The sequence below is a fragment of the Stenotrophomonas sp. TWI602 genome, from assembly GCF_039674045.1.
Lineage (GTDB): Bacteria > Pseudomonadota > Gammaproteobacteria > Xanthomonadales > Xanthomonadaceae > Stenotrophomonas.
Genome location: NZ_JBDJMT010000002.1, coordinates 323,333 through 350,034, shown reverse-complemented (window position 1 = coordinate 350,034; position 26,702 = coordinate 323,333). Strand labels below are relative to the sequence as shown.

The following is a 26,702-nucleotide window of genomic DNA, read 5'->3' as shown; positions in this document are numbered from 1 at the left end:
GAGCACTACTGCTCAGCCCTTGCTGACGGTCGCCACGGCCTTGGCCACGTATGCCAGGTTGCCCTGGTTGAGTGCGGCCACGCAGATGCGGCCGGTGCCGACGGCGTAGATCGCGAACTCGTCGCGCAGGCGGTCCACCTGGGCGCGGCTCAGGCCCGAGTACGAGAACATGCCGGCCTGGTCGTTGATGAAGGCGTACTCCGGTGCGCCGGCGGCGACCAGGTTCTCCACCAGACCATGGCGCAGGGCGTGGATACGCTCACGCATCTCGGTCAGTTCCGCTTCCCACACCTGGCGCAGCTCAACGCTGTTGAGCACGCCGGCCACCAGTGCCGCACCGTGGTTGGACGGGCTGGAGTAGATCGTGCGGATGATGCGCTTGACCTGCGACTGCACGGCCTTGGCCGCGTTCGCGTCCGGGGCGACCACCGACAGCGCGCCAATGCGCTCGCCATACAGCGAGAACGACTTGGAGTACGAGTTGGCGACCACGAAGCTGTCGATGCCGGCCTCGGCGATGATGCGCACGGCGGCGCCGTCTTCGCTGATGCCCTTGTCGAAGCCCTGGTAGGCCATGTCGATGAACGGGAACAGCTGGCGGTCCTTCAACAGCTCGGCCACCTGCTTCCACTGCGCGACGGTGAGGTCGGCACCGGTCGGGTTGTGGCAGCACGCGTGCAGCAGCACCACGGTGCCCGGCTGCAGCTTGCCGAGGTCGGCCAGCATGCCGTCGAAGTCCACGCCATGGGTGGCGGCATCGAAGTAGGTGTAATCGACCACCTCGAAGCCGGCCGCGCCGAACACCGCGCGATGGTTTTCCCAGCTCGGGTTGCTGATGGCGATGGTGGCGTGTGGCAACAGCTTGTGCAGCAGGTCCGCGCCGATGCGCAGCGCACCGCTGCCGCCGATGGTCTGCGAGGTGGCCACGCGACCTGCGGCCAGCAGCGGCGAATCCTTGCCGAAGACCAGCTCGCGGGTGGCCTGGTTGTAGGCCGGCAGACCGTCGATCGGCAGGTAGCCGCGCGGTTTGGCGTCAGTGGCCAGCTGCTGTTCGATCGTGTTCACGGCGCGGAGCAGCGGGATGCGGCCGCTCTCGTCGTAATAGATGCCCACGCCCAGGTTGACCTTGATCGGGCGGCTGTCGGCGTTGTAAGCCTCGGTCAGGCCCAGGATCGGGTCGCCTGGGACCAGTTCCACATTTGCAAAGAAGGACACGGCGGTACTCATTCGGATGACGGAAGGGGGAGGGTGGCGCGACGCGGAGTTGGCGGCAGAATCAGCCAAAACCGACCCATCGTAACAAAGCCCCGCCGAGGGCGCCGAGGCCGTCGTCACGTCGTCTTCCGTACCATGGCGTGCGGCACGCCCATTTACCGAGGATCCCGCCCCGCATGCTCCGTCTTACCCCGCTGGCCCGCCACTGTGCGCTGGCCTCGGCCGTGTTGCTGCCGTCGCTGGCGCAGGCCCAGAACACCCCCGCTCCCGCTGCCTCGATCGAGCGGCTGCCGACGGTCCAGGTCCAGGCCGCCCGCGTGGCGCAGGTGGCCGATATCGATCTGCCGGCCTCGCTGACCACGGTCTGGGTGGACGAGGACCGTACCGGCCCGCTGGCCCAGCTCTCCGAGGCCCTCAACGGCATCCCCGGGGTGGTCGCCCGCGATCGCCAGAACTACGCGCAGGACACCCAGCTCTCGATCCGTGGCTTCGGCGCGCGCTCGACCTTCGGTGTGCGCGGCGTACGCGTGCTGGTGGACGGTGTGCCGGCCACCATGCCCGACGGCCAGGGCCAGCTCTCCCACGCCAGCCTGCTCTCGGCGCAGCGCGTGGAGGTGTTGCGCGGGCCGTTCTCGGCGCTGTACGGCAACTCGTCCGGTGGCGTGGTCCAGGTCTGGAGCGCGGATGGCGCCGAGGGCGACCCGTGGCGCCTGCGGCTGGATACCGGCAGCGACAACACTGTCAGCGCCGGCGCCCAGCTGCGCGGCGTGCAGGGGCCGATCCGCTACAACGTGGCCGCCAACCACTTCCGCACCGATGGTTGGCGCGATCACAGCCAGGCCCGGCGCGAGTCGGTCAACGCCCGGCTGGGCACCGATGTCGGCGGCGGCCAGCTGGATCTGGTCCTGAACTACTTCGATGCGCCCGACGCACAGGATCCGCTCGGCCTCACCCGCGCCCAGGTGCGCGAGAACCCGCGTCAGGCGACCGCGGTGGCTACCCAGTACAACACCCGCAAATCCGTGCGCCAGGCCCAGGCCGGGCTGGTCTTCACCCGAACGGAGGGCGCGCAGACCTGGCGTGCGATGGGCTATGCCGGCCAGCGCAGCGTGGAGCAGTACCTGGCGATCCCACCGGGGCCGCAGGCCAACCCGCTGCACGCCGGCGGGGTGATCGATCTGGACGGGGCCTATGGCGGCCTGGACGCGCGCTGGGCGTGGCACGGTGACTGGGCCGGCCGCCCGTTGGATGTGGTGATCGGTGCCAATGCCGACCGTCAGCAGCAGGATCGCCGCGGTTACGAGAACTTCGTGGGTGATCAGGTCGGTATCAAGGGCCGCCTGCGCCGCGACCAGAGCGACCGGGTCGAGAACGTGGACCAGTTCGCGCAGGCGTGGTGGCAGTGGGCGCCGCGCTGGTCGTTGTTGCTCGGTGTGCGCCACAGCACCGTCCGCTTCCACTCCAACGACCACTACATCACCGCCGGCAATCCGGACGACAGCGGATCGCGTCGCTACGAAGCGACCACGCCGGTGGCCGGCGTGGTGTTCCGCGCCAGCGATGCCTGGCGGCTGTACGCGTCGGCCGGACGTGGCTTCGAAACCCCGACCTTCAACGAGCTGGGCTATCGCGCCGATGGCCAGGCCGGGCTGGCGCTGGATCTCTCGGCCGCCCGCAGCCGCAACCTGGAAGTCGGCAGCAAGTGGCATGGGCGCAGTGGCGCCCAGATCGAGGCGGCGCTGTTCCGCGCCGATACCGATGACGAGCTGGCCGTGGCGAGCAACAGCGGCGGCCGCAGCACCTACCGCAACATCGGCCGCACGCGCCGGCAGGGCGCGGAGGCCAGCTATGTGCAGCCGCTGGGCGCGCAGGCGGATCTTTCGCTGGCCTACACCTGGATCGAGGCCACCGTGCGTGATCCGTATGCGCTGTGCGCGGCCGCTGGCTGCAACACGGTGGCGGCCGGCTCACGCCTGCCGGGCGTACCCAGGCAGCAGTGGAACGCGCGGGTGCAGTACCGCCCGGGCCCGTGGCAGTGGGCCGCCGAGGTGGTGGCCTCCAGCGACACCGTGGTCAACGATCTGGCCACCGAGCGATCGCCGGGCTATGCGCTGCTGAATCTGGAACTATCGCGGCGCTGGACCACCGCGCAGGGCACGCTGCGGGCCTTCGCGCGGATCGACAATGCGCTGGACCAGCGCTACATCGGCTCGGTGATCGTCAACGACGGCAACCAGCGCTTCTTCGAACCCGGCCCGGACCGCCGCTACAACGTGGGCCTGCAGTGGCAGTGGGCGCCCTGACCCAAGGGACTTACCTGGGCGGCTTGGCCGGCACGAAGGGTGAGGTCGGGTCGCTGGCCGGGAACGTCTCTTCCAGCGCCTCGTCCTGGTTGTCGCTGGCGTGTTCCTTGCGCTGGCGGCGCTGGTATTCATCTTCGCGGCGATGATGACCGGCCGGGCCTTTCTCGCCGGCCGCCGAATCCTTGCGGTCGCGCGGGACCGGATCCGGCGTGACCGCCACCGGCAGGTGATCGGGTGCGTCGTCGGGCACGGACATGCCGGCGCCGCGGTCTTCGGCGTCCTGGTTGTCATGTTTGGCGCGCTGCTCGCCGGGGACCGGGGCGGTGGCGTCGCGCAGGGGATCGCGGGGCATGGGAGTTCTCCAGTTGCTGTGCGCCCCACTACAGCGCGCGGCGGGTGAAGTCGCTGCGAATCCCGCCGCATCAACGAATCTGTCACGGCTGGATAACGGCGGCGGGACTATTCCTGCCTGCCCCGCCGCTGTCGGAGTCGTGTCATGCCCCGCCTGGACCGCCGTGCCGCACCCGCGTTGTTCAACGCCTACCTGCAGCCGGAACGGAGCGGGCGCCGTGCGCGCCGCGACCGCGCCGAGGACGCGCAGGCGATCGCACAGGACTACCTGCAGTACATGCGCAGCGATTATGAGCAGCGCCGCAGCCACGGCCGCCGCAGCTGGCGCGACCTGTATCCGGCCTACGCCTTCGCGCTGACCACCCACTACGCGGACTGGCCGCGCGGTGCCGATGACACCGATGGCGAGCTGGCCGAGCACTGGGAACAGATGCGCGGGCAGTCGCGGCTGGGCTGGCACCAGGCCCGCGCCGTGGTCGAAGACGCGTGGCTGGCCCTGGACCACATGCCGGCGGCGGCGGTGCACGGCCTGCTGCAGTAGCCGCGGCGTGCAGCCGGCCTGCACAGCCCGGACACAGGCGTTTCACGTGCTGCGCGGTACAGCTGCCCTCCCTGAAGTGTTGGAGTGGCGCCACCATGGCCCGACCGATCTGGACCGGCACGCTGTCATTTGGGCTGCTCAATGTCCCGGTGTCGCTGATGTCCGGCGAACGCAATGTGGATCTGCACTTCCGGATGCTGGATTCGCGCGACCGCAAACCAATCCGCTTCGAGCGCGTCAACGCGGATACCGGCGAAGAAGTGCCGTGGAAGGATATCGTCAAAGCCTACGAGTACGACAAGGGCAGCTACGTCGTATTGGAAGAAGACGACATCCGCTCGGCCGCGCCGGAAAGTCATGAGGCGGTGGAGGTGGAGACCTTCGTCGATGCCGGCACGATCGATCCGCGCTACTACGAGAAGCCCTACCTGCTGGTGCCCGCCAAGAAAGCCGAGAAAGGCTACGTGCTGCTGCGCGAAACGTTGCGCAGCACCGGCAAGGTCGGCATCGCGCGGGTCGTGGTGCGCACCCGCGAGTACCTGTGCGCGGTGATGCCGCACGGCGACGCGCTGGTACTGATGATCCTGCGCTATCCGCAGGAACTGGTGGACCCGGAAGACTACAAGCTGCCCAGCGGCAGCCTGGCCGAGTACCGGATCAACAGCAAGGAAACGGCCATGGCCGAGCAGCTGATCGAGTCGATGTCCGGCGAGTGGAAGCCGGACGAGTACCACGATGAGTTCCGCGAGCGCCTGCACACGCTGCTGAAGAAGCGGATCAAGGCCAAGGGCGGCACCACCAAGGTGGAGGAAGAGCCGGTCCCGCGCGAGGATGATGCGACCAACGTGGTCGACTTCATGTCGCTGCTGCAGAAGAGCCTGGATGCCAAGAAGCGCACGCCGGCTGCCAAAAAGACAGCGGCGAAGAAGGCCACGGCCAAGGTCGCCAAACCCACGGCGGCCAAAAAGGCGACCAAGACAGCAGGCAAGGCGACCAAGAAAACCACCAAGCGTGCACCCGCGCGCAAAGCCGGGTAAGCCCACGTGTCCTTGCAGGAATACCGCCGCAAACGTCGTTTCGACGGCACCCCCGAGCCGGACGCCGAGCGCCGCGGTGCGCCGGCGCGCCGGCCGATCTTCGTCGTGCAGCTGCACCACGCCAGTTCGCGCCATTATGATTTCCGGCTGGAAGCCGATGGCGTGCTCAAGAGCTGGGCGGTACCCAAAGGCCCCTCGCTGCGCGTCGGCGAAAAACGGCTTGCGGTGGAGGTCGAGGATCACCCGCTGTCCTACGCGACCTTTGCCGGCGACATCCCCAGTGGCCACTACGGCGCCGGGCATGTGGACGTCTACGACCACGGCACCTGGGCCTGCGATGGCGATCCGCTGGAGGCGATCGCGGCCGGCAAGGTGGACTTCGTCCTGCACGGTGAGCGGCTCAAGGGTGGCTGGAAACTGGTGCGCACCGCGATGAAGGGCAAGCAGCACCAGTGGCTGCTGATCAAACGCGATGACGAGGAAGCCAGGGATATGGAGGCTGATGATCTGTTGGAGGCACCGCCCAAGGCAGGCAAGCGCGCAAGCGCGACGAAGGTTGCCGCTGCCAACGCCAGCAAAGCTGCCCCGGCAAGGAAGACCGCGCCGGCCAAGGCCGCGACAGGTAGCCCCGCACGCAAGGCCGAACGCAAGGCCGATGCGCGCTGGTCCAAGCGCGCGCTGGCCCTGCAGGGCGCTCGCACAACGCCCTACCCACATGACTTCAAGCCCCAGCTGACCGATCACCGTGCCACCGCACCGGACGGCGAGCAGTGGCTGCACGAGATCAAATGGGACGGCTATCGCCTGCTGGCCGATGTGCGCGATGGCGTGGTGTCGCTGCGCTCACGCGGCGGGTTGAACTGGACCGACGATTTCCCCGAGGTGGTGCAGGCGATCGAGCGGCTGCCGGTGCGCGATCTGCGCCTGGACGGTGAGCTGGTGGTGCTGGATGCGCAGGGCCGCAGCGACTTCACTGCATTGCAGAAGGTCATCGATGGCACCGCCAAACAGCCGCTGCGCTATGTGGTGTTCGACATGCCCGGCCTCGCCGGGGTGGATGTCAGCCGGGTGCCGCTGCTGGCGCGCAAGGCGCTGCTCAAGGACCTGCTGGGCAGCAAGCCGGACACCCTGGCCTACAGCGACCATGTGCGCGACCACGGCCCGGCGGTGTTCGCCGCCAGTGGCGAGGCCGGGTTCGAAGGCATCATCAGCAAGCGGATCGATGCGCCCTACGTCAACGCACGCTCACGCGACTGGATCAAGATCAAGCACGAGAACACCGATGAGTTCCTCATCGTCGGCTATACCGAACCGAAGGGATCGCGCAGTGGCTTCGGCTCGCTGCTGATGGCCACCCCGGACAAGCGCGGATTGCGTTATGTCGGCCGCGTCGGCACGGGCTTCGACGATGCCGCGCTGCGCGCGCTGACCAGGCAGCTGACCCCGCTGACGGTGAAGGACGCAGTGGTCGAGCTGCCCACGCATGTGCCGTTCACCGCGCGCAGCGTGCACTGGGTGACGCCGGTGTTGGTGGCGGAAGTCGCTTTCCGTGGGTGGGCCAAGGAAGGGCTGCTGCGCCAGGCCAGTTTCAAGCGCCTGCGCGAGGATAAACAGCCGAAGGATCTGGGCGCCACAGCTACTGCCGTCTCCCCTACCGTCTCCACTACCGCGGCCTCCGCCACCCCGGCCGGAACGCGCGGGCGAAAGAAGGCAGCTACGGCCGCGCAGGACGAGAGCACCGTGACGATCAGCCATCCCGAGCGCGTGGTGTTCGCCAAGGCGAAGATCACCAAGGGCGAGGTGGCCGACTACTACCGCCGCATGGCGCGCTGGATCCTGCCCGAGGTGGCGCACCGCCCGCTGTCGGTGCTGCGCTGCCCGGACGGGGTGGACAAGCCCTGCTTCTTCCAGAAACACCATGGCACCGGCCTGGGTGGCGCGGTCAAGGCGATCCCGCTGGAGCAGAAGAGCGGGCGCGAAGACTACCTCTACATCGAGGACGTGGAGGGTCTGCTGCAGCTGGTGCAGATGAACACCCTGGAGCTGCATCCCTGGGGCGCCACCGTCGAGGATCCCGAACATCCGGACCGGCTGGTGTTCGATCTGGATCCGGGCGAAGGCGTGAACTGGACGCAGATCAAGGCCGCCGCACGCGATGTGCGCGCGCGTCTGCAGGAAGCCGGGCTGGAGAGTTTCGTCCGGCTCTCCGGCGGCAAGGGCGTGCACGTGGTGGTGCCCTTGCAGCCCAAGGCCGACTGGGCGCAGGCCAAGGACTTCTGCGAGGCGTTTGCGCAGGCCATGGCCACCCAGGCACCGGAGCGCTATGTGGCGACGATGAGCAAGGCAAAGCGCGACGGGGTGATCTTCATCGACTGGCTGCGCAATGCGCGCGGCGCCACCAGCGTGAGCTCGTGGTCGCTGCGGGCGCGGCCGGGTGCCGGCGTGGCGGTGCCACTGCGTTGGGAAGAACTGGGTCGCATCGCGGCGCCGGACGCCTTCCCGATGGCGAAGGCGCTGCAGCGCGCGGAGCGGCTGAAGCAGGACCCGTGGGAAGGCATGAAGCAGGTGAAGCAGGTGCTGCCGGGCAGCTGATCAGGCGCGCGCTGGCCGGAACCGCGTGCCTACCCACAGGCCCACGAATGCCTGCACCGGCAGCGACACCAGCAGGATCACCACGAACCAGAACGGGAAATCGCTGCCGAAATCCCACGCGGTGTAGAGCGATGCGGCCGCGATCACCGCCCACACCACGCCGCCGTGCACACGCGGCCAGGTGGGCGCATAACGGCTGGCAAAGGCGATCGCGGCGATGCCGCTGAGGATCGTCCAGGCCAGGTCCCAGGCCAGCTGCGGCTCGCCGCCCGGCGGAATGCGCAGCAACGGCACCAGCCACGAACCGAGGCTGTTGACCAGCACCATCACCGCGAACGCGAACACGACAGCCAGTACGGACAGCAGTGGATTCTTCAGGGCGGACCACACAGGCATGGCAGGGGCGTCACGGCGGGGGAGCCGCCATTATGGACGGGTTGCCGCGGCGTGTTTCAGACCCGGCCGGCTGCCTTGAGCTGGGCGAACTCGTCATCACTGAACAGCCGTGAGCGGACCAGGAAGCGCACGCCCTCGCCGTTCTCCAGCGAGAACATGCCGCCCCGGCCAGGCACCACGTCGATGATCAGCTGGGTGTGCTTCCAGTACTCGAACTGCGCGGGGCTGATGTAGAACGGCGCCCCGCCGATCTCGCCCATGCGCACGTCCCGGTCGCCCACGATGAAATCGCCCTGGGCGAAACACATCGGCGAGGAGCCGTCGCAGCAGCCACCGGACTGGTGGAACAGCAGGTCGCCGTGGCGGGCCTGCAATGTCTCGATCAGCTGGAGGGCCGGGAGCGTGGCCATTACCTGGAGCGGGAGGTCGGGCATGATCGGGGCTCTCCGAGCCGGCCAGCGGCCGGCACTACCGTGAAACAGGCGCTGCCGATGGGTCGGCAGCGCGCCGTGTGCTTACGCGCTCATGTCCAGTACCACGCGGCCTTCGATCTTGCCGGCCTGCATGCGCGCGAAGATGTCGTTGATGTTCTCCAGCGAATCGCTGGTGACCGTCGCGGCGACCTTGCCCTGCTCGGCGAATTCCAGCGATTCCTGCAGGTCCAGGCGGGTGCCGACGATCGAACCACGCACGGTGATGCCGTTGAGCACCATGCCGAAGATGTCCAGCGGGAAGTTGCCCGGCGGCAGGCCGTTCAACGAGACCGTGCCACCACGGCGGACCATGCCCAGTGCCTGCTCGAAGGCCTTCGGCGAGACCGCGGTGACCAGCGCCCCGTGTGCCCCGCCGATCTCCTTCTTCAGGAACGCGGCCGGATCGGTGTTGCGCGCATTGACGGTGATCGTCGCGCCCAGCCGCTCGGCCAGGGCGAGCTTGCCGTCGTCGATATCCACTGCGGCCACGTTCAGGCCCATCGCCTTGGCGTACTGCACGGCCATGTGGCCCAGCCCGCCGATGCCGGAGATCACCACCCACTGGCCCGGCTTGGTATCGGTGACTTTGAGGCCCTTGTAGACGGTGACCCCGGCGCACAGGATCGGCGCGACCTCGATGAAGCCCACGCCCTTGGGCAGCAGACCGACATACGCCGCGTTGGCCAACGCGTACTCGGCGAAACCACCGTTCACCGAGTAACCGGTGTTCTGCTGCGCCTCGCACAGCGTTTCCCAACCCCCCAGGCAGTGCTCGCAATAGCCACAGGCCGAGTACAGCCACGGGATGCCGACGCGGTCGCCTTCGCGGATATGGCTGACCCCGGCGCCTACCGCCACCACGTGGCCAACGCCCTCGTGGCCGGGAATGAAGGGCGGATTGGGCTTGACCGGCCAGTCACCGTCCACCGCATGGAGGTCGGTATGGCACACGCCACAGGCTTCGATCTTCACCAGGATGTCGCCGGGCCCCGGACGCGGCACCTCGACTTCCTCGATACGCAACGGCTTTCCGAATTCGCGGACGACAGCGGCCTTCATGGTCTTGTTCATGCGTGGATCTCCGTGGATTGCCAATCACTGCACTGTGGCGCCGGCCGCATGCCGGCGCCTTGATCGGGATCAAGCCCGGGGGCTCAGAAGAAGCCCAGCTTCTTGGGCGAATAGCTGACCAGCAGGTTCTTGGTCTGCTGGTAGTGGTCGAGCATCATCTTGTGGTTCTCGCGGCCGATGCCCGACTGCTTGTAGCCACCGAAGGCGGCATGCGCCGGATAGGCGTGGTAGCAGTTGGTCCACACCCGCCCGGCCTGGATGCCGCGGCCCATGCGGTACAGGCGCGAGGCATCGCGGCTCCACACGCCGGCACCGAGGCCGTACAAGGTGTCGTTGGCCAGCTCCAGTGCTTCTTCCTCGGTCTTGAAGGTGGTCACCGAGACCACCGGCCCGAAGATTTCTTCCTGGAACACGCGCATCTTGTTGTGGCCCTTGAACACGGTCGGCTTCACGTAGAAGCCGCCGGCCAGGTCGCCGTCGAGGGTGGCCTGCTCGCCGCCGATCAGCACCTCCGCGCCTTCCTGCCGGCCGATGTCGAAGTAGGACAGAATCTTCTCCAGCTGCTCGGAGGAGGCCTGCGCACCGACCATCGTGTTGGGGTCCAGCGGGTTGCCCTGCTTGATCGCGGCCACGCGCTTGAGCGCGCGCTCCATGAATCTGTCGTAGATCGATTCCTGGATCAGCGCACGCGACGGGCAGGTGCACACCTCGCCCTGGTTGAAGGCGAACAGCACGAAGCCTTCGATGGCCTTGTCCAGGAAATCATCGTCCTCGGCCATGACATCGGCGAAGAAGATGTTCGGCGACTTGCCACCCAGTTCCAGCGTCACCGGAATCAGGTTCTGGCTGGCGTACTGCATGATCAGCCGGCCGGTGGTGGTTTCACCGGTGAAGGCGATCTTGGCGATGCGCGGGTTGGACGCCAGCGGCTTGCCCGCCTCCACGCCGAAGCCGTTGACCACGTTGAGCACGCCGGCCGGCAGCAGGTCGCCGATCACCTCCATCAGCACCAGGATCGAGGCCGGGGTCTGCTCGGCCGGCTTGAGCACCACGCAGTTGCCGGCGGCCAGCGCCGGCGCCAGCTTCCAGGCGGCCATCAGCATCGGGAAATTCCACGGGATGATCTGCCCGACCACGCCGAGCGGCTCGTGGAAGTGGTAGGCGATGGTGTCCTTGTCGATCTCCGACAGGCTGCCTTCCTGCGCGCGCACCGCCCCGGCGAAGTAGCGGAAGTGGTCGGCCATCAGCGGGATGTCGGCGTTGAGCGTTTCGCGGATCGGCTTGCCGTTGTCCCAGGTCTCGGCATGGGCGAGCAGCTCGAGATTTTCTTCGATGCGGTCGGCGATCCGGTTGAGGATGTTGGCGCGCTCGGTGGTCGAGGTCTGGCCCCAGGCGGTCTTGGCCGCGTGGGCGGCGTCCAGCGCCGCTTCGATGTCCTCGGCGTTGGAGCGGGCGACCTCGGTGAACACCTTGCCGGTCACCGGCGTGGTGTTGTCGAAATACTGACCGCTGCGCGGCGCCACCCACTCCCCGCCGATGTAATTGCCGTAGCGCGGCTTGAAGATGGACTGCGGGTCGGTGGCGTGCGGCTTGGCGGACGTGACGGCATTCATGGGTGCATCTCCGGATGGCGGTGGACAGGCCCGGTAAGGGTCTGTTTCATGGCGCAAGGACGATGCCAGGTTCGACGTGGTGCGGTGCGACATGGCCTCACCCGGCGCACCGATTGGGGAGGCCCGCGGAAACTGGTGCGGTGCACCACCGCCGGTCATTGCACGGTAACGCCGGGTGTGGTGTTTATCGGAACAGGCCCGCTACAACTGTCGCAGATTGCGACACTGGAGAATCCAGGTGTCCCAGCTCCCGCTCCAGCACCGTGTCGGCAATGCGCGACGCTCCTTTTTCGAGCGCGGCGCGGCGCCGGTCGGCATCGTGCCCGACACCATCCTGCAGTCGTGGCAGCGCTGCCAGCGCGGCGGGCTCTCGGTGGATGCACTGCCGGAGGTCGAACCGCTGCCGGACGCCCGCCTGCGCGAGCTGCGTCAGCGCCAGGAAACATTGTGGCGGTTGGCGCGGCCGGAGCTGGATGGCCTGGCCGCCGACATCGCCGCGACCGGCAGCATCGCGCTGCTCACCGACGAAGACGGCTGGATCCTGGATGCGGAGGGCAACCCGGGTTTCCTCGACAAGGCCGGGCGGGTGGCGTTGATGCCAGGCGTGCGCTGGGATGAAACCACGGTGGGCACCAATGCGATCGGCACCGCCATCGTCGAAGGTCGCTCGGTGGAGGTGCGTGGCGGTGAGCACTACTTCGCCCCGCACGCGATCCTGACCTGTTCGGCGACGCCGATCTTCGACCCGTACGGGCAGCGTGTGGGCGTGCTCGACATCTCCGGCGATGCGCGCCAGCAGCACCTGCACGCCCGTGTGCTGGCACGGCAGGCGGTGGCGCATATCGAGCACCGCTACTTCGAGGCGGGACTGGGCGATTGCGAGGTGGTCCGCCTGCATCACGACGCCGGCCTGCTCGGTACCGCGCGCGAAGGCGTGCTGGGCTTCCGCAATGGCCGCCTGGTGGCCGCCAACCGCGCCGGGCTGGCCCTGTTCGGTCTGGACCACGGCGACATCGGCAGGGCGCCCTACGCGGCGCTGTTCGATGGTCCGCTCTCGCGGCTGCACGATGATGGCGCGCTGGTTGATCGCCAGGGACGCGCGCTCTACGGCCACGTGAGCCCTGCCGGCGGCGCCACGGTCCGCTCGCCGCTGCCCGCGCGTCCGGCCGCCGCCGCACCCGCGCGTGCCGCCGGGGCAGCGGTGCGGGTGGATGCCAGCCCCCTGTTCGACGCCGCCCAGCAGCAGGTGCTCGAGCGCGCCTGCCGCGTGCTGGACGCGCAGTTGCCGGTGCTGCTGCAGGGCGAGACCGGCACCGGCAAGGAGGTGTTCGCACGCGAACTGCATCGGCGCAGCACGCGTGCCGACAAACCGTTCGTGGCGGTCAACTGCGCGGCGCTGCCGGAAGGGCTGATCGAAGCCGAGCTGTTCGGCTACGAGGAAGGGGCCTTCACCGGTGCGCGCAAGAGCGGCAATACCGGCCTGCTGCGCCAGGCCCAGGGCGGCGTGCTGTTCCTCGATGAGATCGGCGACATGCCGCTGGCGCTGCAGCCGCGCCTGCTGCGGGTGTTGCAGGAGCGCACGCTGTCACCGCTGGGCGGCGGCAAGCCGGTGCAACTGGATTTCGCCCTGATCTGCGCCACCCACCGCGATCTCGATGTGGCGATGACATCCGGTGACTTCCGCAGCGATCTCTACTACCGCATCGCCGATCACAGCGTGCGTCTGCCCGCCCTTCGCGAGCATGCCGACCGTGCGGCGCTGGTGCAGGGCCTGTGGCAACGCCTTGGCCAGGGCCGGCAACTGGAGTCCGCCGCGCTGGAGGCGCTGGCCGGGTATGCCTGGCCAGGCAATGTGCGGCAGTTGTGCTCGTGCCTGCGCACGCTGGTGGCGCTGAGCGATCCGGGCGAGGTGATCCTGCATGGGATGCTGCCGGCCTATCTGCACAGGGTGCACGCAGCGGTGATGCCATCCACGGCAGAGGGGCTGGAGGCGATGACCGAAACCGCCATGCGCGACGCGCTGCGCGCGAGCAACGGCAATGTCGCCGAGGCGGCGCGCGCGCTGGGCATCAGCCGCAGCACGCTGTATCGCCGCGTCGGCGCAACGGCCCGCCGCCACTGAGGCGGCAGGCCCTGCAGGCTCAGCCGACCAGCGCGGCCGAATCGCGTGCCAGCTGCTCGATGCCGGTCCAGTCCTTGGCCTGCAGCAGGGCCCGGGTGGTCAGCCAGGACCCGCCCACGCACAGCACGTTGGGCAGGTGGAGGAAATCGCGCGCGGTCTGCGCGCTGATGCCGCCGGTCGGGCAGAAGCGCACATCGCCGAACGGGCCGTTCCATGCCGAGAGCATGGCCGCGCCGCCGGCCTGCACGGCCGGGAAGAACTTGAAGGTATCCAGGCCGTGCTCCAGGCCGAGCATCAGCTCCGACGAGGTCGCCACGCCCGGCAGGAACGGCAGATCGGTATCGCGCGCGGCGGCGTACAGGCGCGGGGTCGCACCCGGCGATACCGCAAAGCGCCCGCCCACCTGCTTGACCTTCTCCATCTGCGCGGCGGTCAGCACGGTGCCGGCGCCGACCACGGCATCAGGCACCGCCTCCACCATGGCCTGGATCGCGTCCATCGCCATCGGGGTGCGCAGCGTCACTTCGATCACCGGCAGGCCGCCGTTGAACAGTGCGCGCGCGACCTCGACGGCATCGTCGACGTTTTCCGGGGTGAACACCGGAATCACCGGGGCCAGTTTCAGGACTGCGCGTACGCGTGGATCAGCGCCGGACATCGAATCGCTCCTCGCCCGTGAGGGCCATGATGTCAGCCTCGCTGACAGGGTTGAAGTCGCCGGGGATCGAGTGCTTCAGGCAGCCTGCGGCGAGGCCGAAACGCACGATCGCGTCTGGCGCGAAGCCGCGCATCATGCCATGCAGGATGCCGGCGGCGAAGGCGTCGCCACCGCCGATGCGGTCCACGATGCCGATCATTTCGCGGGTTGGCGCCACCGCGCGGGTGCCATCACGGCCGATCAGCATCGCCCCGAGTGCATGGTTGTCCACGCTGTGCGGGGTGCGTTGGGTGCAGGCCATCCACTGCAACCGCGGGAACGCGGCGAAGGCCTGCGCCGCGGCCGCATCGACGCGCTCACGCACATCGGCCTGCTCGAACGCACCCCCGAGCACCACGCCGATATCGCGGTAGTCAGCGAAGACGAGATCGGCGCAGGCGAACAATTCGCGCAGGATGCCAGGCGCATCGCCCTGCCAGCGTGCCCACAGCGACGGGCGGAAGTTGCCGTCGAAGGACACCTTCACGCCGCGCGCGCACGCCGCACGGGCTGCGGCCAGCGTGGCCTGGGCCATCGCCGGGTTGAGCGCCGGGCTGACCCCGGACAGGTGTAGCCAGTCGGCGCCGGCCAGCAGCGTGTCCCAGTCATAGTCGGCGGGACTGCTGTTGGCGAAGGCCGAATCGGCGCGGTCGTAGACCACTTCACTGGCACGCTGCACGGCGCCGGTGGTCAGGAAGTACAGGCCCATCCGGCCGTCGGTGCGCCGCACGGCGGTGGTGTCCACGCCGTGGCGGCGCAGCTCGCCCAGCGCGAACTCGCCCAGCGGGTTGGACGGCACCGTGCTGACCGCCGCCACTGCATGCCCAAGATGGGCGAGCGAGACACCAACGTTTGCCTCCGCGCCGCCCGCGTGAACCGCCAACTGGCCGCGCTGCAGCAACAGCTCGCGGCCGGGGGCGCTCATGCGCAGCAACAACTCTCCGAAACAGACAACACGACTCATGGTCCTGGATCCTTGTGAGGGCCGCGGACGACGCAAGGACGCCCAGCAGCAATGGCTAGCGGTGTCATTCTAGCGATGGACGCCGCCCCGTCCACCTGTCCCGAATGTCGGAACCATTGTCCTGCAAGCGTCTGCGGGACATTAAAAGTCTGCTGCGGTGCAAGATGCCGGATCAGTAACGGGCTGTTAACGTCCGCCCTGACCAGCGGTGTCATTGCACTGACATGTCGTTGGATAGCTGTTTCATGTAGCACCTTGGGAGAGGGAAAACATGCAAGTCCAGAACACGCAGAAAAAGACACCGGTTACCTTGCTCGCATTGTCGATCGGCCTGGCGCTGAGTGGTACCGCGCTGGCCCAGGATGCGGGCACCAACCCCACCGACCTGGATACCGTCACCGTCACCGGCTACCGCGCCAGTGTCGAGAAGGCGCTGGACATCAAGCGCGGCGAAGCCGGCGTGGTCGATGCCATCGTCGCCGAGGATATCGGCAAGTTCCCGGATCTGAACCTGGCCGAGTCGCTGCAGCGCATTCCCGGCGTGGTCATCACCCGTGAGGCCGGCGAAGGCCGCAACATCTCGGTGCGCGGCCTGGGCCCGGACTTCACCCGCGTGCGCATCAACGGCATGGAAGCGCTGACCACCGTCGGCGCCGGCGACCAGAGCGGCGGCACCAACCGTGGCCGTGGCTTCGATTTCAACGTGTTCGCCTCGGACCTGTTCTCGCAGTTGATGGTGCGCAAGACCGCCTCGGCGGACGTCGAGGAAGGCTCGCTGGGGGCCACGGTCGACCTGCGCACCGCGCGCCCGTTCGACTATGACGGCTTCACCTTCGCCGCCAGCGGCCAGGCCGGCTACAACGCGATGGCCGAAAAGGCCGACCCGCGCATGGCCGCGCTGATCTCCAACACCTTTGCCGATGGCACCTTCGGTGCCTTGTTGTCGGTGGCCTATTCCGAGCGCCAGGCGCTGGAAGAGGGCTCCAACACCGGCCGCTGGGCCAACGGCCCGAGCAACGGCAACTTCAATGCGGCCTCGCCGTTCGCCGCGGCGCGTTCGGCCAACGTCTACCACCCGCGCTTCCCGCGCTACGTGCAGATGGAGCATGAGCAGAAGCGCCTGGGCGTGACCGGTACCCTGCAGTGGAAGCCGAGCGACGCCACCGAGTTCTCGCTGGATGCGCTGTACTCCAAGATCGACGCCACCCGCGACGAGCATTACATCGAGGCGATCTCCTTCAGCCGTGGCACCAGCACCACGCCGCGCCTGGTCGGCAAGCCGGCGATGATCGTCAAGAACGGCGTGATCGAGAACAACGCGCTGGTCTACGGCGAGTTCGACAATGTCGACATCCGCACCGAAAACCGCCATGACGAGTGGAGCACCGAGTTCAAGCAGCTCAGCCTCAACGGCCAGCACCGCTTCGGCGATGACTTCACCTTGTCCGGCAAGGTCGGCATCTCGCGCTCCAAGCACGAGAATCCGGTGCAGACCACGATCATCATGGACAAGTACGACGTCGACAATTACAGCTACGACTACCGGGGCAACAGCCGGTTCCCGACGCTGAACTACGGCATCGACCCGACCAACCCCGCAGGCTGGGAACTGGCCGAAATCCGCCTGCGTCCGCAGTACGTGGACAACGACTTCGATACCGGCCAGCTCGACTTCAACTGGAACATCAGCCCTGGCTTCCGCCTGAAGGGCGGCGTGCTCGCCAAGGACTACACCTTCAAGACCACCGAACTGCGCCGTGCCAGCGAACTGGCCGTGCCCAACTTCGCCGATGGCACCAAGATCGTGCCGGTGGACATGACCGCGCAGGCCGGCCTGAAGGGCATCAACGGCAGCCCGTCCAACTGGGTGGTGCCGGATCTGAACGCGATTGCCGATCAGTTCGATATCTACAGCAACAGCGGCATCTTCGCCGTCGCCCCGCGCGCCAACAACGTGCGCAGCGTCGAAGAGAAGGACCGTGGTGCCTACCTGATGGGCGAGTTCTCCACCGAACTGGGCAGCCTGCCGTTGTCGGGTAACGTGGGTGTGCGCTACGTGCGCACCAAGCAGAGCTCCACCGGCCTGTCCACGCTGGCCACCGGTACGGTCTCCACCACGGAGAACCGCACCTACAACGACACCCTGCCCTCGTTCAACCTGGTGGCCGAAGTCACCCCGGACTTCCTGATCCGCCTCGGCGCGGCCAAGGTGATGAGCCGCCCGGGTCTGGGCAGCCTGACGCCGGGCGCAACGGTGGCCGTGGCCGGTGGTGCACGCACCATCTCCAGCGGCAACCCGGACCTGGAGCCGATCCGCGCGACCAACGTCGACCTCGGCTTCGAGTGGTACTTCGCCGAAGGCGCGATGGCCGGTATCGGTCTGTTCTACAAGGACATCGAGAGCTTCGTGCAGACCACCCGCGAAGTGCGTCCGTACTCCGACAGCGGCCTGCCTGCCTCGCTGCTGATCGGCACCGGTGCCTCGCCTGCCGACGACTTCACCTACAGCCGCCCGGTCAACACCCCCGGTGGTGAACTGCACGGCGTGGAAGCGAACTACACCCAGCCGTTCACCTTCCTGCCGGGCAAGTGGTCCAACCTCGGCGTGCAGTTGAACTACACCTGGGTGGAGTCGCAGATCCAGTACCTCAACGCCGCGGGCCAGCCGGTGATGAAGACCGACCTGACCGGTCTGTCCAAGTCGTCCTGGAACGCCACGCTGTTCTACGAAGGCAAGGTCTTCTCCGGCCGCGTCTCGGCGACCAACCGCGATGACTACCTGACCCAGGCACCGGGTACGGAAACCGGCTTCAACCTCGACGGTTACCACGGCATGACCGGCACCACGGTCCTTGATGCCTCGATCCGCTACACCATCAGCGACCAGCTCGAACTGAGCCTGGAAGGCATCAACCTGACCAACGAAGCCTCCGACGAGTGGGTCTACTCGCCGGCCACGGGTCGCCTGCCGCTGCAGTACACCGAAACCGGCCGCCAGTTCCTGCTGGGCGTGCGCTACAAGTTCTGATTCAACGGCAGTACCCACCGGCGGCGTGAGCGATCACGCCGCCGGCTGCGCGCACGCCGCCATCGTTGCCATCCCCGACCCTCGCCAGCACATGCACGCTGCTGCGGCGCAAGATGCCGCCCCGTGAAGGGTTTGTTACGTTTCGGATGACCAGCGGTGTCACGCGGCAAGGCGCGACAGACGCTCCGGGGGAGGCCGGACGTCATGACTCATCAACATCAAAGTCGCATGGCGGCGCACCCTGGGAGGGGGTTACACACGATGGATCGACTCGACACCCGTAAAAAGACACCGGTTACCCTGCTTGCGGTCTCAATCGCGTTCGCGCTGCAGGGCGTGGCCGGCATCGCCGCGGCACAGCAGACGCCCGAAGCGGCCGCCTCGCTCAATGCAGTGGATCTGGACAAAGTGGAGGTCAAGGCGACCTACCGCGAAAGCCTGCAGCAATCCCTGGATGAAAAGCGCTACAGCGTCGAGCAGGTCGATGCGATCTACGCCGAAGACATCGGCAAGTTCCCCGATCTGAACCTGGCCGAGTCGATGCAGCGCATCGCCGGCGTCTCGATCGATCGCGAAGGCGGTGAAGGCCAGCAGATCTCCGTGCGCGGCCTGGGCTCGGATTTCACCCGCGTGCGCATCAACGGTCTGGAAGCGCTGTCCACCGCCGGCAGCGGTACCACCGGCGTCAACCGCAGCCGCGGCTTCGACTTCAATACCTTCGCCTCGGAGCTGTTCAGCCGGGTCAAGATCAACAAGACCCAGTCGGCGCAGACCGATGAGGGCTCGCTCGGCGCCACCGTCGATCTTCGCGGCTCGCGCCCGTTCGATTTCGAGGGCTTCCAGGCCTCGCTCGGCGGCCAGTACGGCTTCAACGAGCTGTCCAGGAACAAGGACCCGCGCATCTCCGGGCTGATCAGCAACACCTGGGCCGACGGCCGGGTCGGCGCGCTGATGTCGGTGGCCTACAGCAAGCGCACCATCTTCGAAGAAGGCTACAACCCGGTCCGCTGGGAGCACGGCAACTACCGCAACTCCAACCAGAGCACCGCGGCCAACAACGGCACCTACGGCTTCTGCAGCCCGGCTGGTTACGACCCGCAGACCCCGCGCAATCCGCTGGCCAATGAAACCGCCGCCGGTGTCGGCAGCGCCGCCAACCAGGCGCGCAGCAACGGCTGGGGCAGCTACGGCATCGATGCGACCCACTGCGGCCCCGGCCTGGATCGCCCGGCCGCGACCGCCGAGAGCATCGCCGCGTACGAGACCGCGACCAATGCCTGGATCCCGCGTTACCCGCGTTACATCCGCACCGAACATGAGATCGAGCGCCTGGGTGTCACCGGCGCGCTGCAGTTCAAGGTCAGCGACGACACGCAGTTGAACCTGGACATGCTGTACTCCAAGCTCGACAAGAACGTGCGCGAAGATTCGATCGGTGCCAACCTGCACCGCACCGCGCAGTACGGCGGCAAGACCCAGATCGTGGTCCGCGAGGCGCAGGCCGATGAACAGAACCGCCTGACCTACGGCGTGTTCGACAACGTCGACTTCCGCACCGAATCCACCGCGATCGAAGAGAGCACCGAATTCAAGCAGTTCAGCCTGAACCTGGAACATCGCTTCAACGACGCGGTGCGCCTGGATGCGGTGATCGGCCACTCCGAGTCGAACTATGAGCGGCCGGTCTTCTCGATGGTCAGCTTCGACAACAGCAACCTGGATGGCTTCGTGCTGGACATGCGCAACGGCAAGGTGCCGGCGATGTCCTTCCCGTTCGATCTCAACGCCGTGGACAACTGGAAGTGGCTGGGCTACGGCAGCACGCCGGTCAATGCCAACGGTACCGCGCGCGGCGGCAACATCAGCGAAGTGCGCTTGAACCCGCAGTACGTCGACAATGCCTTCGATACGGCCAAGGTCGACCTCACGTTCAACATCAACCCCACCTTCACCCTGCGCGGCGGTCTGGCCTACAAGGACTACGACATGAGCACGCAGGAGTACCGCAACATCAGCTACGGGCGCCTCTCCCAGGCGCTGCCGGCCGGTGTGGGCGTGGGTGACCTGAGCAACACCCTGAGCGGCTTCGGCAAGGGCATGGACGGCAACCTGCCCAACGCCTGGCTGGTGCCGGACTTCAACCAGATCGCCAAGCTGCTGGACATCTACTGCAACTGCAACACCGGCACGCTCGGCGGTGACTACCGCCTGGCCAGCGTCGGTCACTTCGGCGCATCGAACAACAACTTCGACGTCAACGAAAAAAGCTACGGCAGCTACCTGCAGCTGGACTTCAACACCGACCTGCTGGGCCGCGCGTTCCGCGGCAACCTGGGCGTGCGCTACGTGCAGACCCGCATCACCGCCGATGGCTATGCGCCGTGCACTGCCGCCAACGCGAACGATCTGTCCTCGGCCTGCGAACCGTTCTTCGGGGTGGCCAGCGCCACCGCCGATCCCGGCGAGCGCCTGCAGGTCGGCACCCGGGTCGGCCACAAGTACGACGACTGGCTGCCTTCGTTGAACCTGGCGTGGGACCTGAGCGATACCTTCGTGCTGCGCTTCGGCGCGGCCAAGACCATGGCCCGCCCGACCCTGTCCAACCTGTCGCCGAGCGTCAGTGGTGGCCCCACCGCGTACTTCGATGACGATCGCAGCTACTCGATCAACCTGGGCAACCCCAAGCTGGATCCGTTCCGCTCGACCAACTACGACCTGAGCGCGGAGTGGTACTTCGACGAAGGCGCGCTGCTGTCGGCCGCGGTGTTCTACAAGGACATCGAGAGCTACGTGCAGCGCACCCGCCTGCTCACCACCTGGGCGGACATGGGCTACTCGCTGGATCTGCTGCCGACCGGCTTCAGCCCGGACACGGTGTTCAACGTGCAGAGCTACTTCAATACCCCGGGCGGCCCGCTCAAGGGCTATGAAGTCTCCTACCAGCAGCCTTTCAGCTTCCTGCCCGGCTTCTGGCGCAACTTCGGCGTGCAGCTCAACTACACGCACGTCGAATCCAAGATCAAATACATGTTCAGCTCGGGAACCGGCAGCACGATCGTCACCACGTACACCGAAAACGACCTGCTGAACCTCTCGCCGAACTCGTACAACGCCACGCTGTACTACGACGACGGCCGCTTCAGCGCGCGCGTCTCCACCAGCTACCGCGACGCGTACATCAGCACCATCCTCTCGCAGGAAAACGTCTGGGACCTGGACGGCAACCAGTTCGCCACCGCCGATGTGCAGGGCAAGTACAGCGTGGAGAACGTGGATTTCAACATGTCCTACAAGGTCAACAAGAATCTCTCGCTGACCTTCGAGGCGATCAACCTGCTCGATACCGCCGATGAGCGCTATGTCGATTCGGCGCTGTCGCTGCCGGACCGCTACACCCACACTGGCCGCCAGTACTACCTCGGCCTGCGCTACAAGTTCTGACCGTGCTGCGTCTTCCGCCACCGCTATCGCGCCCGTCCCCGTCCTTCTCTCCGGGATGGCGGGCGCGGTGCCGGGGCGGGAGGCCACCGTAAGCGGCTGACCCCCGCTGCTGGTTCCGCTGTACTGTTTCTGCTGTCGAAAGGAAGGTCTCATGCATCGCGTTGTCGCCCCCTCGATCCGCCTCTCCCGCCTGTCCGCCAGCCTGCTGGCGCTGCTGCTTGCGGGCAGTGGCACCGCCTGGGCGCAGACCGCGCCGCAGCTGCTCTTCCACGTCTCGGCCGACCAGGGCCTGCAGGCCGACACCGCCGCTGGCGACCCGGTCCCCAACTTCGTGGACAAGGTGAAGCGGGTGCCGAACGGGGCGCACGGCAGCGCCATTGAGTGGGCGGATGATGGCGTGTTGTCGTGGAACGCGCCGGGCAACATCCAGGCCCAGCGCGGCACGCTGGGCTTCTTCTGGCGCGCGCGCTACGCGGTGGGCGAAGCACCGTTCGTGATCTTCCGGGTCGGCTACGCCGACCACAGCAGCTGGGACATGGCCTGGCTGCGCATCGACTGGAACGGCCACGGCTTCGATGCGTTCGTCACCGATGCCAACCTGGCGCGCACGCGCGTGTCGTTCAAGCTCGACCAGACTCCCTCGCCGCAGCAGTGGCAGCACATCGCCTTCGGCTGGGACGAAAACCACGGCGTGCGCCTGTACGTGGACGGCAAGGAAGTGGCCCGCCAGGAGACCACCGCCGACTACGACGCCGCACTCGATCAGCTCGGCCTGGCCGCGCGCGTGATGGCGCCCTACCAGGTGCAGAGCCGCTACAACTTCCTGCGCGGCAGCGACTTCGACGAGATCCGCGTCTACGACCGCCTGCTCGATCCGGCCGGCATGGCCGCCCTGGCGCGCAATGCCACGCCCGCCACCGCGGTGGCCGTGCCGGAGCCGATGCGCGCCTGGCGCCACCGCCATGGCTGGGACGCTGCGCCACCGCCGGCGCTGACCGCGCCGACCACCACGATCCGCAAGGTCGAGTTCGCCGATACCAAGGACCACAAGCAGTGGATGTGGAAGGCGACCGACGGCATTGCCGAAACCACCTGGCCGGGCGTATACAACCGCTCGCGCCTGCCGGGCCGCAACGACTACTTCCAGCTGCCCGACTGGAACACCTACGTCGAGGGCGGCCAGCAGCTGGACCTGACCCTGCCGGCCGGTGAAAGCGTCAACCGCATCGAAGTGCGTGGCGCCGCGTTCGGCGGGCTCAGCCACAGCACCGACGGCCAGCCGTCGCAGACCCTGTTCCAGCGCCCGCAGGGCGTGGTGCGCAGCGTGAATGCCATTGCCGCACAGACCGGCGGCGTCCTGCACTTCCGCAATACCGAACAGGAAACGCCGATCCAGGAAATCTGGGCCTACCAGGTCAGCGACGCGGCCGAGCCGGAGGGCACGGTCAAGCAGCGCTACCTGGTCGACAGCCAGGCGCTGCCGGACTACACCAACATCGCGGCACTTCGGGAGTACATCGACGGCCGCTACCCGGCGGCCGAACGCAGCACGGTGATGGCGCTGCCCAAGGGCGCCGGCTCACGCAAGCGCACGGCCGACACGCTGCCCGCGCAACCGCTGCCGATCGTGCACATACTGATTCCCTCCGGCGTCAGTGATGCCCCGGCGGCACAACCGCTGATCCGCAGCTGGGCGCACAGCTGGGAGAACATGCATGACGGCCTGGACGGCGTCGCGATCGATCTGCCCACGCTGGACCTGCCGGCGACCCATGACGGCCTGATCCCACTCAACATCCGCATCAAGGACCCGCTCTGGCCGGCGCGCGACATGATCGACGTGTCGGTCTCGGTCAAACCGGGCCAGAAGCGCACCCTGTGGCTGGACCTGCGCGACCGCATCCTCACCGCCGACAGCCTGTGGATCTCCATCGCCTCGGCCGCACCGGAGTTCAACGCCACCTCGCTGGACGGTGCGGAAATCCGCATGGTCTACAAGGACCGCGAGGAGGCGAAGAAGGAGCACATCGCCGATCGTTTCAACCAGGTGCGTGACAACTGGGGCTTCCTGGTCGAAGAGCACACTACCTCCAAGCGCCAGCGCCTGTACGCGCGCGTGTATGCCGATCTCAGTGATCTGCTGCGGGTGGACCCGGACCACGAACTCGGGCGCCTGTACTGGAACTACATCAGCTACAACAGCCAGGGCAAGCCGCCATTCACCCAGCCCGAGCCGCCCAAGGGCGTGCCGCTGTGGGCGTTCCGGCAGACCGAAGACCTCACCTACGTGCGCCGCTTCATCGAGTGGTGGATCGACCATCGGCAGATCGCCTACGGCGATTTCGGCGGTGGCATCTCCGACGATTCCGACCTGACCCAGCAGTGGCCCGGCCTGGCGCTGATGGGCGTGCAGCCGGACAAGCTCAATGCCTCGCTGACCGCGCTGTCCGATGCGGTGTACCGCAATGGCATGTTCAGCAACGGCTTGAGCACCATCGAGACCGACGAGCTGCATGCCTACGAGGAAGGCATCAACACCAACAGCGCGATGCTCTACCTCAACTGGGGCGATCCGCTCACCGTCGAGCGTCTGATGGAAACGGTGAAGGCGTTCGACGAACGCATCATCCTGCCCAACCCGCAGGGCCATCTGCTGTTCTCCAGCAACTGGTTCGGCGGCAACAAGGTGTACCGCGAACCGAACTGGCAATGGCAGAAGCCGTATTCCTTCCCGGTGCTGCACCCGGCGTTCCTGATCGGCCAGTACAACGCCGATCCGACCGGTCGCAAGCTGGTCACCGGGCTGGCCGATGGCTACCTGGCCCACGCCTACACCGACGACAAGGGACGCTGGGCGCTGCCGAACGAGATCAACTGGGCGACCGGCAAGACCCGTGGCGGCGAGCTCAACAACGGCTCGGGCAGCGGCGACATCATGCACACCTTCTGGGCGGCATGGCGCTGGACCGGCGATGACAAATACCTCAAGGCGCTGGACTACCGCGTCGAGCGGGGTGGCCCGGGCGCCTTGTCCAACCTGGGCGAGAACTACGTGGAAGCGCTGGGCCGCGGTGCCGAGTGGAACCCGCGCTTCATCAGCGATGCCGACGGTGGCAGCACCGGCTTCGCCAGCCTGATGGCGTGGCAGGCCACCGGCGACAAGAAGTACCTGGAGGCGCTGCATGCCGACGGCATCCAGGCCAAGGCGCAGCGCGAATACATGAACACCGAAGGCCACTGGTGGTCCGACCGTGTCGAAGCGCCAAGCGAATTCCTGCAGCGTGCACGCCTGGGTGGCATCGCGCTCAAGCGCAACCAGAGCTGGCCGGGCCACACCGTGAGCTGGCGCTTCGCCCAGCCGCAGGCCGCCGAGCAGGTCGCGCTGCTGGTGCATGCACCCTCGCCGGACCGCTTCAAGGTGATCGCCTACAACCTGGGCAAGCACGCAGTGGATGCGGAGATGAGCACCTGGAACGTCACCGCCGGGCAATGGCGGATGACCAGCGGCGTGGACCGCGACGGCGATGACACCATCGATGGCAAGGCCATCACGCGCGATCTCACGCTGGAGCGCAGTGCCTCGACCACGCTGCGGTTCGTGCCGGGCCAGAGCCAGGTGTTCGAGTTCGAGCTGGTGCAGGCCGGCACGCCGGTCGAACAGCGTGCCGACCTCGGCATCGGGCGGGGCGATGTGCGCGTGGACGGGCGTCAGGTGCAGGTGACCGTGCACAGCCTGGGCCACGTCGCCACCGGGGTGGGCGTGGCAGTGCTGGAAGATGCGAAGGGCCGCGAGCTGGCCCGGGCCGAGATTCCGAGTCTGGCGGCGCCGAGCGACCTGCTGCCGAAGACCACGACCGTCAGCCTGCCGCTGCCGGCCGGGGAGCGCGCTGGCCTGCGCGTGCGCGTGATGCAGGCCGACGGTGCGGCGGAAGTGACCCAGCGCAACAACGTGGTGGCGCTGGACCCATAACGCCATGCGGTGCATGGCGCTGCCGGCGCCCTGCCCCTGTCTGGCTCACAGCGTGACCTGGCCCTCGATGCAGGTCACGCAGTCGCCGCCGATCCACAGCGCATCGCCCAGCCGCTCCACCCGCAATCGGCCGGCGCGCCCGATCGCCGTGCCCTGGCTGATCACATAGCGATCCGGCGCCTCGCCGGTGGCCAGCAGCCAGCGCGCGATGCCGGCATTTAGGCTGCCGGTGGCCGGGTCTTCCGGGGCGCCGTCGCCGGCAATGAAGGCACGGCTTTCGTACTGGGCCTCGTCGCCATCACTGGGCAGCCAAGGCCCGAACACGCCGACCTTCATGCCCTCCAGCTGCGCGTAGTCCGGCTGGATCGCAAGTACGGCCGCACGATCACGCAGCCGCAGTGCCAGCCAGCCGGTGCCGTTGTCGGCCCAGCGGGCGTCCACCACGTCCTCTGCCGCCACGCCCAGGCCGCGTCGGACGCGCTCACGCAGGTCCGGCGGCAACGCCTCGCCCCGCAGCAGCGGCGGCGCCAGGAACGCCAGGCCGGACGCGCTGCGCCGTATCCGCACCCGCCCGATCCCGCACTCCTGCACGATCTCCGCGCCCTTCGGCACGCCGCCATGGGCCAACCACGCATGGCAGCTGCCCAAGGTGGGATGCCCGGCGAACGGCAGCTCTTCCAGCGTGGTGAAGATGCGCACGCGATAGTCCGCCTGCGGATCGGTCGGCGGCAGCAGGAAGGTGGTCTCGCTCAGGTTGGTCCAGTGGGCGAACGCGGCCATGCGTGCGTCGTCGATGCCTTCTGCATCAAGCACTACGGCCAGCGGATTGCCGCGCAGCGGGTCCTGGCTGAAGACGTTGACCTGCTGGAACGGAAACGTACGCATGGC

17 protein-coding genes are annotated in these 26,702 nt (G+C 67.4%); 8 read left to right on the top strand and 9 right to left on the bottom strand.

Going from position 1 to position 26,702, the window contains the following annotated elements:
• Positions 1–12 precede the first annotated feature (12 nt).
• Positions 13–1,215, bottom strand: a complete 1,203-nt coding sequence (locus tag ABE483_RS04130) for an amino acid aminotransferase (RefSeq protein WP_070474201.1) — start codon at positions 1,213–1,215, stop codon at positions 13–15.
• A gap of 176 nt (positions 1,216–1,391) precedes the next feature.
• On the opposite strand from ABE483_RS04130, the gene ABE483_RS04125 reads away from it, so the two are divergent.
• Entirely contained in the window at positions 1,392–3,518 is a 2,127-nt protein-coding gene (locus tag ABE483_RS04125) for a TonB-dependent receptor (protein WP_346481160.1), read from the top strand.
• 10 nt (positions 3,519–3,528) lie between these two features.
• Here ABE483_RS04125 and ABE483_RS04120 read toward each other — a convergent pair whose 3' ends face one another.
• Positions 3,529–3,870: a hypothetical protein gene (locus ABE483_RS04120; protein ID WP_102788774.1), complete on the bottom strand. Its 342-nt coding sequence runs from the start codon at positions 3,868–3,870 to the stop codon at positions 3,529–3,531.
• A gap of 144 nt (positions 3,871–4,014) precedes the next feature.
• On the opposite strand from ABE483_RS04120, the gene ABE483_RS04115 reads away from it, so the two are divergent.
• From ABE483_RS04115 to ligD, 3 genes are all read left to right on the top strand, one after another.
• Positions 4,015–4,410 carry a hypothetical protein gene (locus ABE483_RS04115; protein WP_313210543.1) on the top strand — a complete coding sequence of 132 codons (396 nt, stop codon included), beginning with the start codon at positions 4,015–4,017 and terminating at the stop codon, positions 4,408–4,410.
• Between the two features lie 95 nt (positions 4,411–4,505).
• Entirely contained in the window at positions 4,506–5,447 is a 942-nt protein-coding gene (locus ABE483_RS04110) for a Ku protein (protein WP_070474208.1), read from the top strand.
• Between the two features lie 6 nt (positions 5,448–5,453).
• Positions 5,454–8,039, top strand: a complete 2,586-nt coding sequence (gene ligD, locus ABE483_RS04105) for a DNA ligase D (RefSeq protein WP_346481159.1) — start codon at positions 5,454–5,456, stop codon at positions 8,037–8,039.
• Here ligD and ABE483_RS04100 read toward each other — a convergent pair whose 3' ends face one another.
• From ABE483_RS04100 to adh, 4 genes are all read right to left on the bottom strand, one after another.
• Positions 8,040–8,435 (bottom strand): hypothetical protein, encoded by a 396-nt coding sequence (locus tag ABE483_RS04100; RefSeq protein WP_346481158.1) that lies wholly within the window; start codon positions 8,433–8,435, stop codon positions 8,040–8,042.
• Between the two features lie 56 nt (positions 8,436–8,491).
• Positions 8,492–8,869, bottom strand: coding sequence for a DUF779 domain-containing protein (locus tag ABE483_RS04095; RefSeq protein WP_070474214.1), 378 nt, complete (start codon positions 8,867–8,869; stop codon positions 8,492–8,494).
• 81 nt (positions 8,870–8,950) lie between these two features.
• Entirely contained in the window at positions 8,951–9,979 is a 1,029-nt protein-coding gene (gene adhP, locus ABE483_RS04090; RefSeq protein ID WP_046272245.1) for an alcohol dehydrogenase AdhP, read from the bottom strand.
• Positions 9,980–10,062: 83 nt separating this feature from the next.
• Positions 10,063–11,592 carry an aldehyde dehydrogenase gene (gene adh / locus ABE483_RS04085; RefSeq protein ID WP_313210554.1) on the bottom strand — a complete coding sequence of 510 codons (1,530 nt, stop codon included), beginning with the start codon at positions 11,590–11,592 and terminating at the stop codon, positions 10,063–10,065.
• A gap of 238 nt (positions 11,593–11,830) precedes the next feature.
• On the opposite strand from adh, the gene ABE483_RS04080 reads away from it, so the two are divergent.
• Positions 11,831–13,714, top strand: a complete 1,884-nt coding sequence (locus ABE483_RS04080) for a sigma-54-dependent Fis family transcriptional regulator (protein WP_346481157.1) — start codon at positions 11,831–11,833, stop codon at positions 13,712–13,714.
• Positions 13,715–13,733: 19 nt separating this feature from the next.
• Here ABE483_RS04080 and eda read toward each other — a convergent pair whose 3' ends face one another.
• Entirely contained in the window at positions 13,734–14,372 is a 639-nt protein-coding gene (gene eda / locus ABE483_RS04075; protein WP_346462781.1) for a bifunctional 4-hydroxy-2-oxoglutarate aldolase/2-dehydro-3-deoxy-phosphogluconate aldolase, read from the bottom strand.
• The gene (locus ABE483_RS04070) at positions 14,359–15,375 is read right to left on the bottom strand and encodes a sugar kinase (protein WP_313210560.1); all 1,017 of its coding nucleotides are present in this window, start codon (positions 15,373–15,375) and stop codon (positions 14,359–14,361) included. Before ABE483_RS04070 ends, eda begins: the two co-directional genes overlap by 14 nt.
• Before the next feature lie 271 nt (positions 15,376–15,646).
• Between ABE483_RS04070 and ABE483_RS04065 the strand changes: the two genes are divergently transcribed.
• The 3 genes from ABE483_RS04065 (at position 15,647) to ABE483_RS04055 (ending at position 25,814) form a co-directional block, all read left to right on the top strand.
• Positions 15,647–18,403, top strand: coding sequence for a TonB-dependent receptor (locus ABE483_RS04065; protein ID WP_346481156.1), 2,757 nt, complete (start codon positions 15,647–15,649; stop codon positions 18,401–18,403).
• Positions 18,404–18,664: 261 nt separating this feature from the next.
• Positions 18,665–21,844 (top strand): TonB-dependent receptor, encoded by a 3,180-nt coding sequence (locus ABE483_RS04060; RefSeq protein ID WP_346481155.1) that lies wholly within the window; start codon positions 18,665–18,667, stop codon positions 21,842–21,844.
• Between the two features lie 151 nt (positions 21,845–21,995).
• The gene (locus ABE483_RS04055; RefSeq protein ID WP_346481154.1) at positions 21,996–25,814 is read left to right on the top strand and encodes a LamG-like jellyroll fold domain-containing protein; all 3,819 of its coding nucleotides are present in this window, start codon (positions 21,996–21,998) and stop codon (positions 25,812–25,814) included.
• Between the two features lie 45 nt (positions 25,815–25,859).
• On the opposite strand, the gene ABE483_RS04050 is transcribed toward ABE483_RS04055, so the two are convergent.
• The gene (locus tag ABE483_RS04050) at positions 25,860–26,699 is read right to left on the bottom strand and encodes a PhzF family phenazine biosynthesis protein (protein WP_346481153.1); all 840 of its coding nucleotides are present in this window, start codon (positions 26,697–26,699) and stop codon (positions 25,860–25,862) included.
• Positions 26,700–26,702: the final 3 nt, after the last annotated feature.

Bases quoted from the DNA above. Each gene is read 5' to 3' on its own strand.
- eda (WP_346462781.1), bottom strand. From the start codon at position 14,372: ATGTCCGGCGCTGATCCACGCGTACGCGCAGTCCTGAAACTGGCCCCG.
- ABE483_RS04060 (WP_346481155.1), top strand. From the start codon at position 18,665: ATGGATCGACTCGACACCCGTAAAAAGACACCGGTTACCCTGCTTGCG.
- ABE483_RS04120 (WP_102788774.1), bottom strand. From the start codon at position 3,870: ATGCCCCGCGATCCCCTGCGCGACGCCACCGCCCCGGTCCCCGGCGAG.
- ABE483_RS04100 (WP_346481158.1), bottom strand. From the start codon at position 8,435: ATGCCTGTGTGGTCCGCCCTGAAGAATCCACTGCTGTCCGTACTGGCT.
- ABE483_RS04125 (WP_346481160.1), top strand. From the start codon at position 1,392: ATGCTCCGTCTTACCCCGCTGGCCCGCCACTGTGCGCTGGCCTCGGCC.
- ABE483_RS04055 (WP_346481154.1), top strand. From the start codon at position 21,996: ATGCATCGCGTTGTCGCCCCCTCGATCCGCCTCTCCCGCCTGTCCGCC.
- ABE483_RS04050 (WP_346481153.1), bottom strand. From the start codon at position 26,699: ATGCGTACGTTTCCGTTCCAGCAGGTCAACGTCTTCAGCCAGGACCCG.
- ABE483_RS04065 (WP_346481156.1), top strand. From the start codon at position 15,647: ATGCAAGTCCAGAACACGCAGAAAAAGACACCGGTTACCTTGCTCGCA.
- ABE483_RS04115 (WP_313210543.1), top strand. From the start codon at position 4,015: ATGCCCCGCCTGGACCGCCGTGCCGCACCCGCGTTGTTCAACGCCTAC.
- ABE483_RS04110 (WP_070474208.1), top strand. From the start codon at position 4,506: ATGGCCCGACCGATCTGGACCGGCACGCTGTCATTTGGGCTGCTCAAT.
- adhP (WP_046272245.1), bottom strand. From the start codon at position 9,979: ATGAACAAGACCATGAAGGCCGCTGTCGTCCGCGAATTCGGAAAGCCG.
- ABE483_RS04070 (WP_313210560.1), bottom strand. From the start codon at position 15,375: ATGAGTCGTGTTGTCTGTTTCGGAGAGTTGTTGCTGCGCATGAGCGCC.
- adh (WP_313210554.1), bottom strand. From the start codon at position 11,592: ATGAATGCCGTCACGTCCGCCAAGCCGCACGCCACCGACCCGCAGTCC.
- ABE483_RS04095 (WP_070474214.1), bottom strand. From the start codon at position 8,869: ATGCCCGACCTCCCGCTCCAGGTAATGGCCACGCTCCCGGCCCTCCAG.